Origin of the sequence: Nocardioides sp. ChNu-153, from assembly GCF_030466625.1 — a bacterium.
GTDB lineage: Bacteria > Actinomycetota > Actinomycetes > Propionibacteriales > Nocardioidaceae > Nocardioides.
This window is the reverse complement of the sequence record NZ_JADEVT010000009.1, coordinates 99,819-114,925: the sequence shown is the minus strand read 5'-3', so window position 1 is coordinate 114,925 and position 15,107 is coordinate 99,819. Positions and strand designations below refer to the sequence as shown.

Genomic DNA, 15,107 nt, shown 5'->3' with positions numbered 1-15,107 from the left:
CCACCGTCACGTCGCGCCGTGGCGGTCGTTGCATCTCGGGGGTGGATGTCGCGTGGTGGTACCACGCTCGATCGGAGGGAACCCGAGATGGTGACCACGGACCCGGACGTCCTCGCGGACCGCTACGCCCTGCTCGAGCTCATCGGCAGCGGTGGCATGGCGGACGTCCACCGGGCGCGCGACCGCGTCCTGGAGCGCGACGTCGCCGTGAAGGTCCTCCGCGACCCCGGCACCCCCGGGACCGACCGGGACCGCTTCGCGGGTGAGGCCCGCACCCTGGCGGCACTCAGCCACCCCGGCCTCGTGACCGTCCTCGACGCCGGCACCGACGGCGGACGTCCCTTCCTCGTGATGCAGCTCGTGCGGGGCAGCACGCTGCGCGAGCACTGCAGCGGCGGGGCCATGAGCCCGGCGCGTGTGGCGCACGTCGGCGCCCAGATCGCCGACGCGCTCGCCTACGTGCACGCCGCGGGTGTCGTGCACCGCGACGTGAAGCCGGGCAACGTGCTCGTCGGCGCGGACGACCGGGCCTGGCTGGCGGACTTTGGCATCGCCCGCCTCATGGGCGACGCGGCCCAGCTGACCCGGGCGGGCGCCGTGATCGGGTCCCCGGCGTACCTCTCCCCCGAGCAGGTCCGCGGCGAGCCGGGGGTCACGGCGGCCACCGACCTGTACTCGCTGGGGCTCGTGCTGCTGGAGGCCCTGACCGGACGCCAGGTGTACGCCGGACCGCCCACCGAGGCCGCGCTGGCCCGCCTGGCCCGCTCCCCCGCCGTCCCCACCCACCTGGGCGGGGCGTGGGCGCGCCTGCTGAGCGAGCTGACCGCCACGGACCCCGACCGGCGTCCCGACGCCGCCCGGGTCGCGGTCTTCCTCAGCGAGCTCGCCGACGCTCCGGCACCGCGGGGAGCAGCCGGCGGGACGAGCGCGTCACCCGTCCTCGCCCCGGCCGACGGCTCGACCAGCACGCAGGCGTGGCAGCCCGCCTTCGGTACGGCGACGCCCCCCGCCGACCTGACCGCGGCCGTGCTGGCCCCGGCGACGCCCGCCGCCGTGGCGCCCACGCCCGCAGGGCCGGCGCCCCGGGTGACCCACGACGCGACGGGTTCGGCGGAGCCCTTCGAGCTGCCCGGCAGCGGGAGCCATCCCGACACCGCCCGGGGGACCCGGGAGGCGACCCCGGTCCCCCGCCGCCGGACGGCGCGGCGGTGGGGCGCCGTCGTCGCCGCCGCGGCCCTGGTCGCCGTCGGCCTCGTCACCTTCCTGCCGACGGAGGAAGCGGTGACCGCCGACGCCGAGCTCCCCGCCGAGGTGCCCGCCGAGCTGCGCGGCCCGCTGGAGGACCTGCACGACGCGATCGAGGGAACCGGGTGATGGGCGTGCGAGACGGCCTCGACCCGCGCCTGCTCCGCGCCGCCCGGCGGGCCGCCGGCGCGGTGCTCGTGGCCGTCGTCGCCGCCGGTCCGCTGCAGGCCTGCAGCTCCGACGGTTCGGCCGCCGACGCCGTCCCCGAGCTCCGCACGGCACTGACGGCCATCGACGCCGCCGTCGCGGCCGGTGAGGTCGAGCGCGCCGACGACCTGCTCGCCGCCCTCCTCGACCAGGTCACGCAGGCCCACGGCGACGGTGAGCTCACCGACGCCCAGGCCGCCGAGGTGCTGACGGCCGCCCAGGCCCTGCGCTCGGCGCTCCCGGCCCCGACCGGGGCGACCGACCCCGCCACGGCCGACCCCGCCACGGCCGGTCCCGCAGCCGACCCGACGACCGCGGCGCCCGCGACCTCCGCCCCTGCGGTTCGGAGCACGCCCACCCCGACCCCCACGCCGACGCCCGTCGTCACCCCGGCCCCCGCCCCCGAGCCCACGAGCAGCGGGCGCGGCAACGGCGCCGGTGGAGGCGGGAACGGGAACGGGGGCGCGGGCAACGGCGGAGGCAACGGCGGAGGCAACGGCGGCGGCGGCGGAGGCGGCAACGGGAACGGCCGCAACGGCTGAGCCCGTCGGGCGGCGTGTCCGCCCCGCTGCGACCTGCCCGCCGTCAGCTGCGGTGTGGGCCCAGGTCCCGCACGGTGCGGGTCGCGGGCGACCACCGGCGCAGGCGGGCGCCCACCACGTCGTACCCCGGCCCCAGCGCCGCCACGACCGCCCCCACCTGCGACGCGTCGAGACGCCCGGACACGGTGACGTGCGGTAGCCACCGCCCGGGCTCCGACCACGGCGGGCCGCCGGGCCCCAGCGTCGCGTGCGCGGCGGCGTGCAGCGCGAGGAGGTCGGCGGTGGGTACGACGGACCGCGCCACCACGAGACCCCGCCGCGCGCCCAGCACCACCGGCGCCCCGAGGTGCACCGCGACGGGCAGCCGCGCCACGAGGGCCTCGAGCGCCTCGTCGGCCGCAGGGCGGACCGCGTCGCGCTCGGCCACGGTCACGTGCGGCGCGTGCGTCGCGTCGCGGCGGTCCCCCGCGCTCGGGAGGCCGGCGGCCGTCAGCACCCCCCACTCCGCTCGTACGGCGCTCTCCCCCGCATCGTCCAGGAGCAGGTCCAGCGAGGCGCGCACGACCGTCACGCTACCGACGCTCGCCCCACGGGCCCTGGGTACCGGTGGGCATGGCACCCAGCGACCACGTCAGCGACGGCAGCGACCCGGCCGGGGACGCGCGTCCCGGCCTCGCGCTCGTCACCGGGCGCAGCGACGCCGTTCGCACGAGCGCCGAGGAGCTCCGCGCCCGCCGGCCCGGGGCCGTGGTCCACCCGGTGCAGGCCGACCTGGCGCCCTGACGGCGTCGAGCTGCTGTGGGACGAGGTCGCGGCACGGGGCGAGGACCTCGCCGTGGTCGCCCTCAACGCCGGGGTCGGCGTCGGGGGCACCTTCGCCGGGACCGACCTGGACCGCCACCTCGCGCTGGTCGACCTCAACGTGCGCTCCACCGTCCACCTCGCCGGACTGGCCGTCGGTGACATGGTGGCCCGGCGCCGCGGGCGGATCCTCGTCACCGCGTCCGTCGCCGCGGTGGCGCCGACCCCCTACCAGGCCACGTACGCGGCCTCGAAGGCGTTCGTGCACTCGTTCGCGGAGGGGATCGCCGAGGAGCTGGCGGACTCGGGCGTCACGGTCACCTCGCTCATGCCCGGGCCCACCGACACCCGCTTCTTCGTCCGCGCCGGCCTCGCCGACGCCCCGATCGCGCGCGGCCGCAAGGACGACCCCGCCGACGTCGCCCGCGACGCGGTGGAGGCGATCCTCGCCGGGAAGCGCCACGTGCGCGCCGGTCGCCCCCGCACGGCGGTGCTGGCAGAGCTGCTCACCCACCTCCCCGACGCGATCGGGTCCCGGGTGATGGGCCCGCAGTCCCGGCCGCGGCGGCTGCGCCGACGGGGCTGATCCCCGGGGCCCCGCCGGCCCGGCCGGTCAGGGGCCGTCGAGCGAGACGCGGCCCTGCGGGTCGACGTACCACCCCGGGTTGTGCGCGACCTCCCACACGACGCCGTTCGGGTCCTCGACGATCGCGTGGAAGACACCGCCGAAGGCCCCCTCCTGTGGCGCGACGCGCACGGTCCCGCCGCCCGCGACCATGGCGGCGACCACGTCGGACACCGCGTCCCGGTCCCCCACGTTGTGGGCCAGGGTCACGCCGGACACCGGCGGGCGGTCGTCGCTCCCCAGGTCCTGCGCGAACCGGGACGCCTCGAAGAAGCCCAGCACGGTCCCCGGGGCCACCTGGAAGAACACGATCTCGTCCGCCACGTCGAGCAGCGGCTCCCAGCCGAGGCCGCCGGTGTAGAACCGGCGCGCGGCGTCGAGGTCGCGCGTGGCGAAGGTGATGAAGTGGACGTCCTGGCCGACGGTGGTGGCGGGCATGGCGGTCATGCTCGTCCGCGGGGACCTGACCGGCAAGAGCGGGAACCTTCCGCGCCCCGCCGTCGTTGCACCCACCAGGACCGGCGACCGCCGGGTCCCACCCCCGACAGAGGACAGGAATGAACGGGCCGACATCCGACCCCGCTGAACCCTGCAGACCCGGCTCGTCCCGGCAACGAGACGCCCGCCCCCCCGCGACCGGGGAGGTGAGCCGCCGGTGACGATCATCCTCTCCCTGCTCCTCGGCGTGCTCGTCGTGCTCGCGATCACCGCGGCGACCGGCTACTTCGTCGCGCAGGAGTTCGCCTACATGGCGGTCGACCGCTCCCGCCTCCGTGCCCGCGCCGAAGCCGGCGACGCCGCCGCCGCGCGCACGTTGAAGGTCACGAGCCGCACCTCCTTCATGCTGTCGGGCGCCCAGCTCGGCATCACCGTCACCGGCCTCCTCGTCGGCTACGTGGCGGAGCCGCTCATCGGCGCCGCGTTCGGTGACCTGCTGGGCCTCGGCGGCGTGCCCACCGCGGTGGGCGTCACCATCGGCACGCTGCTCGCGCTGGTCTTCGCGACGTTCGTGCAGATGCTGTTCGGCGAGCTGTTCCCGAAGAACCTGGCGATCGCCCGCCCCGAGCCCGTCGCGCGCTGGCTCTCGCGCTCGACCCTGGCCTACCTGGCGGCGACGGGCTGGCTCATCTGGTTCTTCGACCAGTCGTCCAACCTGCTGCTGCGGGCGCTGAAGATCGAGCCGGTGCACGACGTCGAGAGCTCCGCCACGGCGCGCGACCTCGAGCACATCGTGGCCGAGTCGCGGGCCTCCGGCGAGCTCACCGATGAGATGTCGGTGCTGCTGGACCGGGTGCTCGACTTCCCCCACCACGACGTCGAGCACGCGATGGTGCCCCGCAGCCGGGTCGACTCCGTGGACGCCGACGCGACGCTGGGCGAGGTCCGGACGCTGATGCACACGGGTCACTCCCGCTACCCCGTTCTCGGCGACGACGACGAGATCCTCGGTGTCGTGCACCTCGTCGACCTGCTCGACCTCGGCGCCGGCGACGCGGACACCTGGACCCGGTCGGTCACCACCGCGCTGCGCCCGGCCGTCGTGCTGCCCGAGCTCATGCCCATGCCCGACGCGCTGCGCGCCATTGCGGAGGCGAGCGAGCAGCTGGCCTGCGTCGTCGACGAGTACGGCGGCCTCGCCGGCATCGTCACGATCGAGGACCTGGTCGAGGAGATCGTGGGCGAGATCCGCGACGAGCACGACGAGCCGGCCGAGCCCGAGTTCCGCGTCGACACCGAGCGCGGCGGTTGGGAGCTGCGGGGCGACGTGCCCGTCGACGAGGTCGAGCGCATCGTGGGTCGCGACCTGCCCTCCGGGGACTTCGAGACCATCGCCGGTCTCGTCATCGCCGAGCACGGCGCGCTCCCCGCGGCCGGCACGACCGTCGTCGTACGCCTGCCCGACGACCCCGGCGACCTGGCCGTCACCGACGAGCCCGGGGTCTGGCACCTCGAGGTCGAGGTGCGGGAGGTGGAGCAGTACGTGCCGGCGCTCGTGGGCCTGCGCCTGCTCCCGCCGCCGGACGAGGACGGGACCGCGGACCGGTCCGACGACGACGCGCGCGCCGAGCGCACCGAGCGCACCGGCGAGGTGGAGGCATGATGGAGAACCCCGTGGTCGTCCTGGTGGCGACCGTCGTGATCATCGCGCTGAGCGCGTTCTTCGTCGCGATCGAGTTCGCGCTCATCGGCGCGAAGAAGCACCGCCTCGAGGACGCCGCCGCCACGAGCCGGGCGGGGCGCGCGGCGCTGCGCAGCGCGTCGGAGCTCTCGGTGCTGCTCGCCGGCTCGCAGCTGGGCATCACCCTCTGCGTGCTCGCGCTCGGCGCGATCACCAAGCCGGCGGTGCACCACTGGCTCACCCCGCTCTTCGAGTCGTGGGGCGTGGCGCTGTGGCTGGCCGACGTGGCCGGGTTCGTCCTCGCCCTCGTCGCGGTCACCTTCGTGCACCTCGTGGTGGGCGAGATGGCCCCGAAGTCGTGGGCGATCGCGCACCCGGAGCGCTCCGCCACCCTGCTGGCGCTGCCGATGCGCGGCTTCATGTGGCTGACCCGGCCGGTCCTGCGGCTGCTCAACAACGCGGCCAACTGGTGCCTGCACCGGGTGGGCGTGGACGCGGTCGACGAGCTGGCCTCGGGCCAGGACCCGGAGGCGCTGCGCCAGCTGGTGCAGCACTCCGCGAACGTCGGCGCGCTCGACGCCAGCTACTCCGCGCAGCTCGAGGGGGCGCTCGACCTGGGCCGGCTGCAGGTGCGTGACCTCGTGCGCCCGCGGCGCCCGGTCGCGGTGGCGACGGACGCCACCGTGGGCGCGGTGCAGGACGCCAGCCGCCGCACCGGGCACCTGCGCATCCTCGTGGGCAGCCCGGAGGTCCCGACCGGTCTCGTGCACGTGCGCGACACCCTGACCGCCGACCGCGACCACCCGGTCGGGCCGCTGGTGCGGCCGCTGCACGAGCTGGCGCCCGACACCACGGTGCTGGCGGCCCTGGCCGAGATGCGCGCGGAGAGCGCGCAGCTCGCCGTGGTGCGGGACCGCGACGGCCTCGTCGGCGTCGTGTCGTTCGCCGACATGCTGCGCGGGCTGTTCCCCGAGCAGGTCGCGAGCTGAGCGGGGCCGCCCGGGGTCACCACCCCGGGCGGCTCCCCCTGCCGCTCGCCCGCCGCTCGCCCTCAGGCGTCGCGGACGCCGGAGCGGTCGGTGATCGGCGGCTGGGTCGACCAGGGGAAGTTGATCCACAGGTCGGTGTGCTTCCAGACGAAGTCGCCCTTGACCGCGGAGCGCGGCTTCTCGTAGATCACGGCCGTCCGGGCCTCCGCGACGTGGTCGCGGCAGAAGTCGTAGACCATCTCGAGCGTCCGGCCCGAGTCCGCCACGTCGTCGACGATCAGCACGCGTGCGTCGTCCAGCTCGGAGGCGTCGAGGTACGGAGGGAGCATCGTCGGCACCTCGAGGGTCGTCCCGACGCCCGTGTAGAACTCGACGTTCATCGTGAAGAGGTTCTTGCAGTCCAGGGCGTAGGCGATGGAGCCGGCCGGGATGAGGCCGCCCCGCGCGATGCCGAGCACCACGTCGGGGACGAACCCCGCGTCCGCCACCTGCTGCGCGAGCTCGCGCACCGCCTCGCCGTACGTCTCCCAGGTCAGGGTCTCCCGCTCGCTCACCCGGGGATCGTACGGCGCCGCGGGCGGCCGGGAGACGAGGCTCACGTGGCCACGATGTAAGACCCGTATGTCACTGGTGTTACAGCGTCCTACCGTCTCCTGGTCGCGGCCACCCGCCGCTCACGGTCGAGGCGGTCACGAGCCGCAGAACAGGAACACCCGATGTCCCACAACATTCCCCTGGTCGAGAAGCCGAAGTCCCGGCTCCCGCTCGTCGCCGCCGTCGTGGCGGTCCTCCTGGTCGCGGCCGCCGTGCTGGTCTTCGTCCTCACCCGCGGTGACGACGAGGTCGGCGCCGACGGCCAGCCCCTGACCGAGGTGACCATCGGTGTCGCCGACGCCAGCGAGGAGTACTGGGAGACCTTCGCCACCGAGCTCGAGGACGAGGGCATCGAGCTGGACATCCAGAACTTCACGGACTACCTGCAGCCCAACCCGTCGCTCTCCGAGGGCGCCATCGAGGTCAACCAGTTCCAGCACCTGCTCTACCTGGCGGGCTACAACGTCGCGAACGACGACGACCTCACCCCCATCGGCTCGACCGCGATCTACCCGCTGGGCCTCTACTCGAACGACTACGACTCGCCCGAGGACATCCCGGACGGCGAGACCGTCGTGGTCCCCGACGACGACACCAACCAGGCCCGCGCCCTGCTCATGCTCCAGGAGGCCGGTCTCGTCGAGCTGGCCGACGGCGGTTCGGCGTACTCCACGGTCGACGACGTCGAGGACTCCTCGCGCGTCGAGGTCCGCGCCGTCCAGGCCGACCTCACCGGCGCGTCGCTGCCCGACGTGGCCGCCGCGGTCATCAACAACGACTTCGTCGAGAACACCGGCCTGACCTTCGACGACGCCATCGCGACCGACGACCCGGCCGACGCCTCGGCCCAGCCCTACGTCAACATCTTCGTTGTGCGCGCCGAGGACGCCGACGACGAGACGTACCGCACGCTCGTCGAGGTCTACCAGAGCAGCGAGGCCGTCCAGGAGGGTGTGCTCGACGCCTCCGGCGGCACCGCCGAGCTGGTCGAGATCCCCGCCGAGGAGCTCCAGGCGACGCTCGCCGACCTCGAGGAGCAGACCCGCGAGGCGAACGCAGGCTGATGTCCGTCGTCCAGCTGACCGACGTCGTCAAGGAGTTCCCCGGCCGCGGCCGCCGCGCCCCCGCGCTGCGCGCCGTGGACGGGGTCTCCCTGACCGTCGAGGCCGGGGAGATCCACGCGATCGTGGGCTACTCCGGAGCCGGCAAGTCCACCCTCGTGCGGCTCGTCAACGCGCTCGAGGAGGCGACCTCCGGCAGCGTCGTCGTCAACGGCACCGAGCTCGTGGGACTCCCCGAGAAGCAGCTGCGCCAGGTGCGCCGCGACATCGGGATGATCTTCCAGCAGTTCAACCTCTTCGGGTCCCGCACGGTCTGGGGCAACCTGGCCTACCCGCTGACGGTGGCCGGGGTGCCGAAGGAGGAGCACCAGCGGCGCATCTCCGAGCTGCTCCACTTCGTGGGGCTCGCCGACAAGGCGCACGCCTACCCCGACCAGCTCTCGGGCGGGCAGAAGCAGCGCGTGGGCATCGCCCGCGCCCTGGCGACCGAGCCGAAGGTGCTGCTCGCCGACGAGGCCACGAGCGCGCTCGACCCCGAGACCACCCGGGACGTGCTCGACCTGCTGCGCCGCGTCAACCGCGACCTCGGGGTCACGATCCTGCTCATCACCCACGAGATGGAGGTCGTGCGGCAGCTGGCGCACACCGTCTCGGTGATGGAGGAGGGGCGGGTGGTCGAGCGCGGCGTCGTCGCCGACGTCTTCGCCGACCCCACCCACCCCGTCACCCGCCGCTTCGTGGGCACCGTCGTCGACGACCGGCCCGACGACGCGCTCCTCGCGGTGCTGCGCGAGCGCCACCCCGGCCGCTTCGTGCGGCTCGCCTTCCGCGACGCCGACGTGCGCCAGCCCCAGGTGTACGACGTGCTCGCCCGCCACGGCGTCGGCTTCGAGCTCGTGTACGGCGGCATCGAGGCCGTCGGCGAGCGCACCTTCGCCAACCTGACCCTGGCCCTCGAGGGCGAACCGGACGCCGTCCAGGCCGCCGTCGACGAGGTCGCGGGCCTCGTGCGTCTCGAGGAGGTCGCGTGATGGGCGCCGTCACGACCCCGGCCGTCACCCCCCAGGCCGTCACCCAGGCAGTCGACACCCGGCTGCCGGAGCTGTGGCCGCAGGTGTGGGAGGCCCTCGGGCAGACCCTCACGATGGTCTCGATCACGCTCGTCCTCGGCGGCGCCCTGGGCATGCTCCTGGGCCTGGCCCTGCAGCTGACGAAGCGCGGCGGGCTCTACGCCAACGCCCCCGCCTACGTGCTGCTCAACACGCTGGTGAACTTCTTCCGGCCGATCCCGTTCGTCATCTTCATCGCGGCGGTGCAGCCGGCCGCGCGGCTGGTGGTCGGCATCGGCATCGGCACGCGGGCCGTCGTGTTCGCGCTGACGCTGGCGGCGATGTTCATGATCGCGCGCATCGTCGAGCAGAACCTGGTGAGCGTGAGCCCCGGCGTCATCGAGGCGGCGCGTGCCATGGGTGCCAGCCGGTTGCGCGTCACCTTCACCGTGCTAGTGCCGGAGGCGCTCGGCCCGCTCGTGCTCGGCTTCACCTTCGCGTTCGTGGCGATCGTCGACGCCTCCGCCATCGCCGGGGTCATCGCCGGCGGCGGCCTGGGCACGTTCGCCCAGCAGTACGGCTACCGCCAGTTCGACTGGGTGGTCACGTGGACCGCCGTGCTGCTCCTCGTCGCGATCGTGCAGCTGGCCCAGCTCGCCGGCAACCTGCTGGCCCGCAAGGTGCTGCGCACCTGAGGCAGCACCGGGCGGCGCCCGTCAGGGCTCGAGCATCACCTTGACGGCGCGCCGCTCGTCCATGGCCCGGTAGGCCTCGGGCGCCTCCTCCAGCGGGAGGACGAGGTCGAAGACGCGGCCGGGCTCCATCGTGCCGGCCAGCACCCGCTCGAGCAGGTCGGGCAGGTAGCGCCGCACCGGCGCCATGCCGCCGGCCAGGCCCACGTTCATGGCGAACATCCGGTTCACCGGCAGCTCGACCCCGTGCGGCACGCCCACGAACCCGACGGTCGAGCCGGGGCGGGCGATGGCGAACGCGGTGCGCACCGCGTCACCGGTGCCGACGCACTCGAGCACGGCGTCGGCCCCCACTCCCCCGGTGATCTCGCGCAGCGCGGCCGTCGCCTCCTTGCCGCGCTCGGCGACCACGTGCGTGGCGCCGAACTCGCGCGCGAGGCGCTGGCGCGGCTCGTGGCGCGAGAGCGCGACGATCCGCTCGGCGCCCATCGCGCTGGCCGCGAGCACGCCGCACAGCCCGACGGCGCCGTCGCCGACGACGGCGACCGTCGACCCGGGACGTACGCCGGCGCTGACGGCCGCGTGCCAGCCGGTGGCCATGACGTCGGTGAGGCTCAGCAGCGACGGCAGCAGGGCCGGGTCCGGCGCTCCGCCGGGCACGGCGACGAGCGAGCCGTCGGCCTGGGTCACCCGCGCGTACTCGGCCTGGCCGGAGACCGTCATGCCGAGGTTGGTGCACGCCGAGTGCACCCCCGCGCGGCAGTGCGCACAGGTGCCGTCACAGTGGCAGAAGGGCACCACGACGAAGTCGCCGACCCGCACCTGGCGCACGTCGTCGCCCACAGCCACGACCTCGCCCACGGCCTCGTGGCCGATGGTGCGCCAGCCCTCGGTGGTCTCGTCGCGGTAGGGCCACAGGTCGGAGCCGCACACGCAGCCCGCCCGCACCTTCACGATCGCGTCGGTGGGCAGCTCGATGGTCGGGTCCGGGACGTCCTCGACGCGGATGTCGCGGGGGCCGTGGAGGGTGGTGGCGCGCATGGGGCCATCCTGCCGCAGGGGCCCCTGCCACGGGTCGAGGTGCACTCGGGCGGGCGTCCCGGTGCGTCCGGCACGCCGCCCGGACGCTGCGTTGTCCTATCTCATATCTGAGATACCGTGGTCGCATGACTGGTGACGACCAGGCCGACTACAAGGCACGTATCGGCCGACTGATCCGCGACGCCCGCAACCACCGGGGTCTCACGCAGACCCAGCTCGCCGAGGTGCTCGGCACCTCGCAGAGCGCGGTGAACCGCATCGAGAAGGGGCACCAGAACCTCTCCCTGGAGACGCTGGCCCGCATCGGCACGGCGCTCGACTCCGAGATCGTGGCCATCGGCTCCGGGCCCACGCACCTGCGCGTGACCGGGCCGACGACCCTGTCGGGCAGCATCGACGTGAAGACCTCGAAGAACGCCGGCGTGGCCCTGCTGTGCGCCTCGCTGCTCAACCGCGGGCGCACCGTGCTGCGCAAGGTCGCGCGCATCGAGGAGGTCAACCGCCTCCTCGAGGTGCTGCAGAGCCTCGGTGTCCGCACCCGCTGGCTCAACGCCGACAACGACCTCGAGATCATCCCGCCCGAGCACCTCGACCTGTCGAACATCGACGCGGCGGCCGCCCGTCGTACCCGCTCGATCATCATGTTCCTCGGCCCGCTGCTGCACCGGCTGGAGACGTTCGACCTGCCCTACGCGGGCGGCTGCAACCTCGGCGAGCGCACCGTCGAGCCCCACATGTCGGCGCTGCGCCACTTCGGTCTCGAGGTCAAGGCGACGGAGGGCCACTACCACGCACAGGTCGCCCACGGCACCGAGCCGGTGAAGCCCATCGTGCTCACCGAGCGCGGCGACACCGTCACCGAGAACGCACTCATGGCGGCCGCCCTCAACGAGGGCACGACGATCATCCGCAACGCCTCGTCGAACTACATGGTCCAGGACCTGTGCTTCTACCTGCGCAAGCTCGGCGTCGACGTCCAGGGCATCGGTACGACGACGCTCACCGTCACCGGTCGCTCCCGCATCGACGTCGACGTCGACTACGCGCCGAGCGAGGACCCGATCGAGGCCATGTCGCTGCTCGCGGCGGCGATCGTGACCGGCTCGGAGATCACCATCCGCCGGGTGCCGATCGAGTTCATGGAGGTCGAGCTCGCGACGCTCGAGGGCATGGGCCTGCGCTACGAGCGCTCCGCGGAGTACGTCGCGCTCAACGGCGAGACCCGCCTCGTCGACATCACGACGTACCGCTCCGAGCTGCACGCGCCGCTCGACAAGATCCACCCGATGCCGTTCCCGGGCCTCAACATCGACAACCTGCCGTTCTTCGCCGTCATCGCGGCGGTCGCCAACGGCCAGACGATGCTGCACGACTGGGTCTACGAGAACCGGGCGATCTACCTGACCGAGCTCACCAAGCTCGGCGGCAACGTCAAGCTGATGGACCCCCACCGCGTGCTGGTGGAGGGCCCGACGCACTTCTCGGGCGCCGAGATCGTCTGCCCGCCGGCGCTGCGCCCGGCGGTCGTCATCCTGCTGGCGATGCTGGCCTCGAAGGGCACCTCGGTGCTGCGCTCGACGTACGTGATCCACCGCGGTTACGAGGACCTGGCGGAGCGGCTCAACCAGCTCGGCGCCAACATCGTGCCGTTCCGCGACATCTGAGCGACCCCCTCCCCCGGGGCCCCGGGGGTCCCGCCGGCGACCGCCCTCCGAGGCGGTCGCCGGGGGGCTAGGGTGACGCCCGTGACCGCGACGACGACCCCGGTGACGGGGTTCGCCTACCTCGACGGGGACGAGGCCCACCCGGGCGTCCCCCTCGCCTTCGCCCACCGCGGCGGAGCCGCCCACCCGGCGGTCGTGGGCCACGAGAACACCCTCGAGGCGTTCGAGCACGCGGCCGGCCTCGGCTACGTGCACCTCGAGACCGACGTCCAGGTCACGGCCGACGGCGTGCTGGTCGCGTTCCACGACGCGCTCCTCGAGCGGGTCACCGGCACCGTGGGCGCGGTCGGGGACCTGACCCTCGCCGAGGTCCGCCGGCTGCGCGTCGGCGAGCGCGGCACCGTGCCCACCCTTGCGGAGCTCGTCGAGCGCCTCCCCGGGGCGCGCTTCAACATCGACCTCAAGTGCGACCGCTCACCCGAGGCCCTGGCGGCCTTCGTCGCCGAGCACGACCTGTGGGACCGGGTGCTGGTCGGCTCCTTCTCGGCCGGGCGCATCCGGCGCTTCCGCCGCCTGGTCGGCGGCCGCGTGCCGACCGCCGCGCACCGCGGCGAGATCGTCGCCTTCGTGCTGCTCCCCGGCCGTGTCGCCGACCGCCTGACCGGCGGGCGCGTGGCGGCCCTGCAGGTGCCGGTCGAGCGGGTGCTGCCGATCGTCAGCGCGCGGCTGGTACGACGCGCGCACGCCACGGGCAAGCACGTGCACGTGTGGACCATCGACGACCGCGCCGAGATGGAGGCGCTGCTCGACCTGGGCGTCGACGGCCTCATGACCGACCGCACCGACGTGCTGCGCGAGGTGCTCCTCGCCCGCGGTGCGTGGGGCGGGCGCGACCCGCGCACGCCGTGACGGCGACCGCGACACGTCCGGGGACCACCCGCGGGACGATCTGGCACCACCACGAGGAGGGGACGTGACGGTCGAGACGCACGGAACGGGCGCGACCGGCGCCACGGGCGGGGCCGACGGCGCCGACGGGGCCGGGGAGCCGCGGCGGGCCCGCTGGCCCGTGGTGGCCTGGGGCCTGTGGGACTGGGGGTCGGCGGCCTTCAACGCCGTCATCACCACGTTCGTGTTCACGGTCTACCTGACGGCGGAGGACGACGCGGGCGAGCCGCTCTTCGGCGCGGGCGTCGACACCAAGCTGGGCTGGGCCCTCGCGGCGGCCGGCCTGACGATCGCGGTGCTGGCCCCGCTCATCGGCCAGCGCGCCGACCGCTCCGGGCGCCGCACCTTCTGGCTGACGATCAACACGGCGCTCGTCGTGGTCGTGTCGGGCCTCATGTTCTTCGTGACCCCCGACGCCAGCATGCTGTGGCTCGGGCTGCTGCTCCTCGCGGCGGGCAACGTCTTCTTCGAGCTGGCGTCGGTCAACTACAACGCGATGCTCAACGAGATCGCCACCCCGGCCACCGTGGGACGGATCTCCGGCCTGGGCTGGGGCCTGGGGTACCTCGGCGGCATCGTGCTGCTGCTGTTCGTGTACTTCGGGTTCATCAACCCCGAGGTCGGCCTCTTCGGGGTCACCGGGGACGACGGGCTCGACGTGCGCGTGACGATGCTCGTCTGCGCGGCCTGGACGCTCGCCTTCTCCCTGCCCGTCATCCTCACCATCCGCGACCGCCCCCGCGAGGCCCGGGCGGCCCGGGAGCCACGGCTGGGGATCGTCGCGTCGTACCGCCGGCTGTTCGCGACGGTGGGCGAGTTGTGGCGCACCGACCGCGACACCGTCTACTTCCTCGGCGCGTCCGCGGTCTACCGCGACGGGCTCGCCGGCGTCTTCACCTTCGGCGCCGTGATCGCGGCCGGCACGTTCGGCTTCAGCGACGGCGGCGTCATCATCTTCGGCGTCGCGGCCAACGTGGTCGCGGGCGTCGCCACGATCGCGGCGGGCGCGCTCGACGACCGCGTCGGGCCCAAGCGGGTCATCGTGGTCTCGCTCGTGTGCATGTGCCTCGCCGGCGCCGCCGTGTTCCTCCTGCACGACGGCGGCACGACGGTGTTCTGGGTCTTCGGCCTGGTGCTCTGCATCTTCGTCGGCCCGGCGCAGTCGGCGTCGCGCTCACTTCTGGCCCGTCTCGTGCCGCCGGGACGCGAGGGCCAGGTCTTCGGGCTCTACGCCACGACCGGGCGCGCCGCCAGCTTCCTGGCCCCGATGGGCTGGGCGCTCGCGCTCACGTTCGGCGCGGCGGTCACCGGCACCTCCTCCGACGACGCGCAGTACTTCGGGATCCTCGGCATCCTCGTCGTGCTGCTCGTGGGCCTGCTGCTCCTCCTGCCCGTGCGCGCCGGCCTGCGACCGGGTACGACGCTCGCCGCGCCGCCCCGCGTCTGAGCCCCGGGCACAGGGCGTCTTTTCGGGAATCCCCGGCCGACCAGTACCGTTGAGCACTTAGGCGTAGGGACCGATCGGAGAGG

General features: G+C 74.0%; 16 protein-coding genes. 12 read left to right on the top strand and 4 right to left on the bottom strand.

Annotation, left to right across the window (positions count from 1 at the left end; all coding sequences use genetic code 11):
• Nucleotides 1-87 precede the first annotated feature (87 nt).
• Both INN71_RS12750 and INN71_RS12745 read left to right on the top strand, forming a co-directional pair.
• On the top strand, nt 88-1,374 hold the full coding sequence (locus tag INN71_RS12750) for a serine/threonine-protein kinase (protein WP_277500454.1): 1,287 nt from the start codon (nt 88-90) through the stop codon (nt 1,372-1,374).
• Nucleotides 1,374-1,994 carry a hypothetical protein gene (locus INN71_RS12745; RefSeq protein WP_277500456.1) on the top strand — a complete coding sequence of 207 codons (621 nt, stop codon included), beginning with the start codon at nt 1,374-1,376 and terminating at the stop codon, nt 1,992-1,994. The genes INN71_RS12750 and INN71_RS12745 overlap by 1 nt, the downstream gene beginning before the upstream one ends.
• Before the next feature lie 43 nt (nt 1,995-2,037).
• On the opposite strand, the gene INN71_RS12740 is transcribed toward INN71_RS12745, so the two are convergent.
• Nucleotides 2,038-2,556 carry a 2'-5' RNA ligase family protein gene (locus tag INN71_RS12740; protein ID WP_277500458.1) on the bottom strand — a complete coding sequence of 173 codons (519 nt, stop codon included), beginning with the start codon at nt 2,554-2,556 and terminating at the stop codon, nt 2,038-2,040.
• Between the two features lie 50 nt (nt 2,557-2,606).
• Here INN71_RS12740 and INN71_RS12735 point away from each other — a divergent pair, with 50 nt between their 5' ends.
• Both INN71_RS12735 and INN71_RS12730 read left to right on the top strand, forming a co-directional pair.
• Entirely contained in the window at nt 2,607-2,777 is a 171-nt protein-coding gene (locus INN71_RS12735; RefSeq protein WP_277500474.1) for a hypothetical protein, read from the top strand.
• A 10-nt stretch (nt 2,778-2,787) separates the two neighbouring features.
• On the top strand, nt 2,788-3,381 hold the full coding sequence (locus tag INN71_RS12730) for an SDR family oxidoreductase (RefSeq protein ID WP_277500470.1): 594 nt from the start codon (nt 2,788-2,790) through the stop codon (nt 3,379-3,381).
• 27 nt (nt 3,382-3,408) lie between these two features.
• Here the strand turns inward: INN71_RS12730 and INN71_RS12725 are convergent, their stop codons facing one another.
• Nucleotides 3,409-3,858 carry a VOC family protein gene (locus tag INN71_RS12725; protein ID WP_277500459.1) on the bottom strand — a complete coding sequence of 150 codons (450 nt, stop codon included), beginning with the start codon at nt 3,856-3,858 and terminating at the stop codon, nt 3,409-3,411.
• 217 nt (nt 3,859-4,075) lie between these two features.
• Here INN71_RS12725 and INN71_RS12720 point away from each other — a divergent pair, with 217 nt between their 5' ends.
• Nucleotides 4,076-5,521 carry a hemolysin family protein gene (locus INN71_RS12720; RefSeq protein WP_277500460.1) on the top strand — a complete coding sequence of 482 codons (1,446 nt, stop codon included), beginning with the start codon at nt 4,076-4,078 and terminating at the stop codon, nt 5,519-5,521.
• Nucleotides 5,518-6,528, top strand: a complete 1,011-nt coding sequence (locus INN71_RS12715) for a hemolysin family protein (RefSeq protein ID WP_277500461.1) — start codon at nt 5,518-5,520, stop codon at nt 6,526-6,528. Before INN71_RS12720 ends, INN71_RS12715 begins: the two co-directional genes overlap by 4 nt.
• A gap of 62 nt (nt 6,529-6,590) precedes the next feature.
• On the opposite strand, the gene INN71_RS12710 is transcribed toward INN71_RS12715, so the two are convergent.
• On the bottom strand, nt 6,591-7,082 hold the full coding sequence (locus INN71_RS12710; protein WP_277500462.1) for a phosphoribosyltransferase: 492 nt from the start codon (nt 7,080-7,082) through the stop codon (nt 6,591-6,593).
• Nucleotides 7,083-7,244: 162 nt separating this feature from the next.
• Between INN71_RS12710 and INN71_RS12705 the strand changes: the two genes are divergently transcribed.
• From INN71_RS12705 to INN71_RS12695, 3 genes are all read left to right on the top strand, one after another.
• Complete coding sequence (locus INN71_RS12705; protein WP_301800705.1) at nt 7,245-8,186, top strand: MetQ/NlpA family ABC transporter substrate-binding protein; 942 nt, start codon at nt 7,245-7,247, stop codon at nt 8,184-8,186.
• A complete protein-coding gene (locus INN71_RS12700; RefSeq protein WP_301800703.1) occupies nt 8,186-9,214 on the top strand; it encodes a methionine ABC transporter ATP-binding protein in 1,029 nt (342 codons plus the stop codon). The genes INN71_RS12705 and INN71_RS12700 overlap by 1 nt, the downstream gene beginning before the upstream one ends.
• Nucleotides 9,215-9,327: 113 nt before the next feature.
• Nucleotides 9,328-9,927 carry a methionine ABC transporter permease gene (locus INN71_RS12695; protein ID WP_301800727.1) on the top strand — a complete coding sequence of 200 codons (600 nt, stop codon included), beginning with the start codon at nt 9,328-9,330 and terminating at the stop codon, nt 9,925-9,927.
• A 21-nt stretch (nt 9,928-9,948) separates the two neighbouring features.
• Here INN71_RS12695 and INN71_RS12690 read toward each other — a convergent pair whose 3' ends face one another.
• Nucleotides 9,949-10,965 (bottom strand): zinc-dependent alcohol dehydrogenase family protein, encoded by a 1,017-nt coding sequence (locus INN71_RS12690; RefSeq protein WP_301800702.1) that lies wholly within the window; start codon nt 10,963-10,965, stop codon nt 9,949-9,951.
• Between the two features lie 125 nt (nt 10,966-11,090).
• Between INN71_RS12690 and INN71_RS12685 the strand changes: the two genes are divergently transcribed.
• The 3 genes from INN71_RS12685 to INN71_RS12675 all read left to right on the top strand — a co-directional run bounded on the left by INN71_RS12685 (nt 11,091) and on the right by INN71_RS12675 (nt 15,024).
• Nucleotides 11,091-12,629 (top strand): UDP-N-acetylglucosamine 1-carboxyvinyltransferase, encoded by a 1,539-nt coding sequence (locus INN71_RS12685; protein WP_277500466.1) that lies wholly within the window; start codon nt 11,091-11,093, stop codon nt 12,627-12,629.
• An 81-nt stretch (nt 12,630-12,710) separates the two neighbouring features.
• Complete coding sequence (locus INN71_RS12680; protein ID WP_301800700.1) at nt 12,711-13,538, top strand: glycerophosphodiester phosphodiesterase; 828 nt, start codon at nt 12,711-12,713, stop codon at nt 13,536-13,538.
• 160 nt (nt 13,539-13,698) lie between these two features.
• Complete coding sequence (locus INN71_RS12675) at nt 13,699-15,024, top strand: MFS transporter (RefSeq protein ID WP_301800725.1); 1,326 nt, start codon at nt 13,699-13,701, stop codon at nt 15,022-15,024.
• Nucleotides 15,025-15,107: the final 83 nt, after the last annotated feature.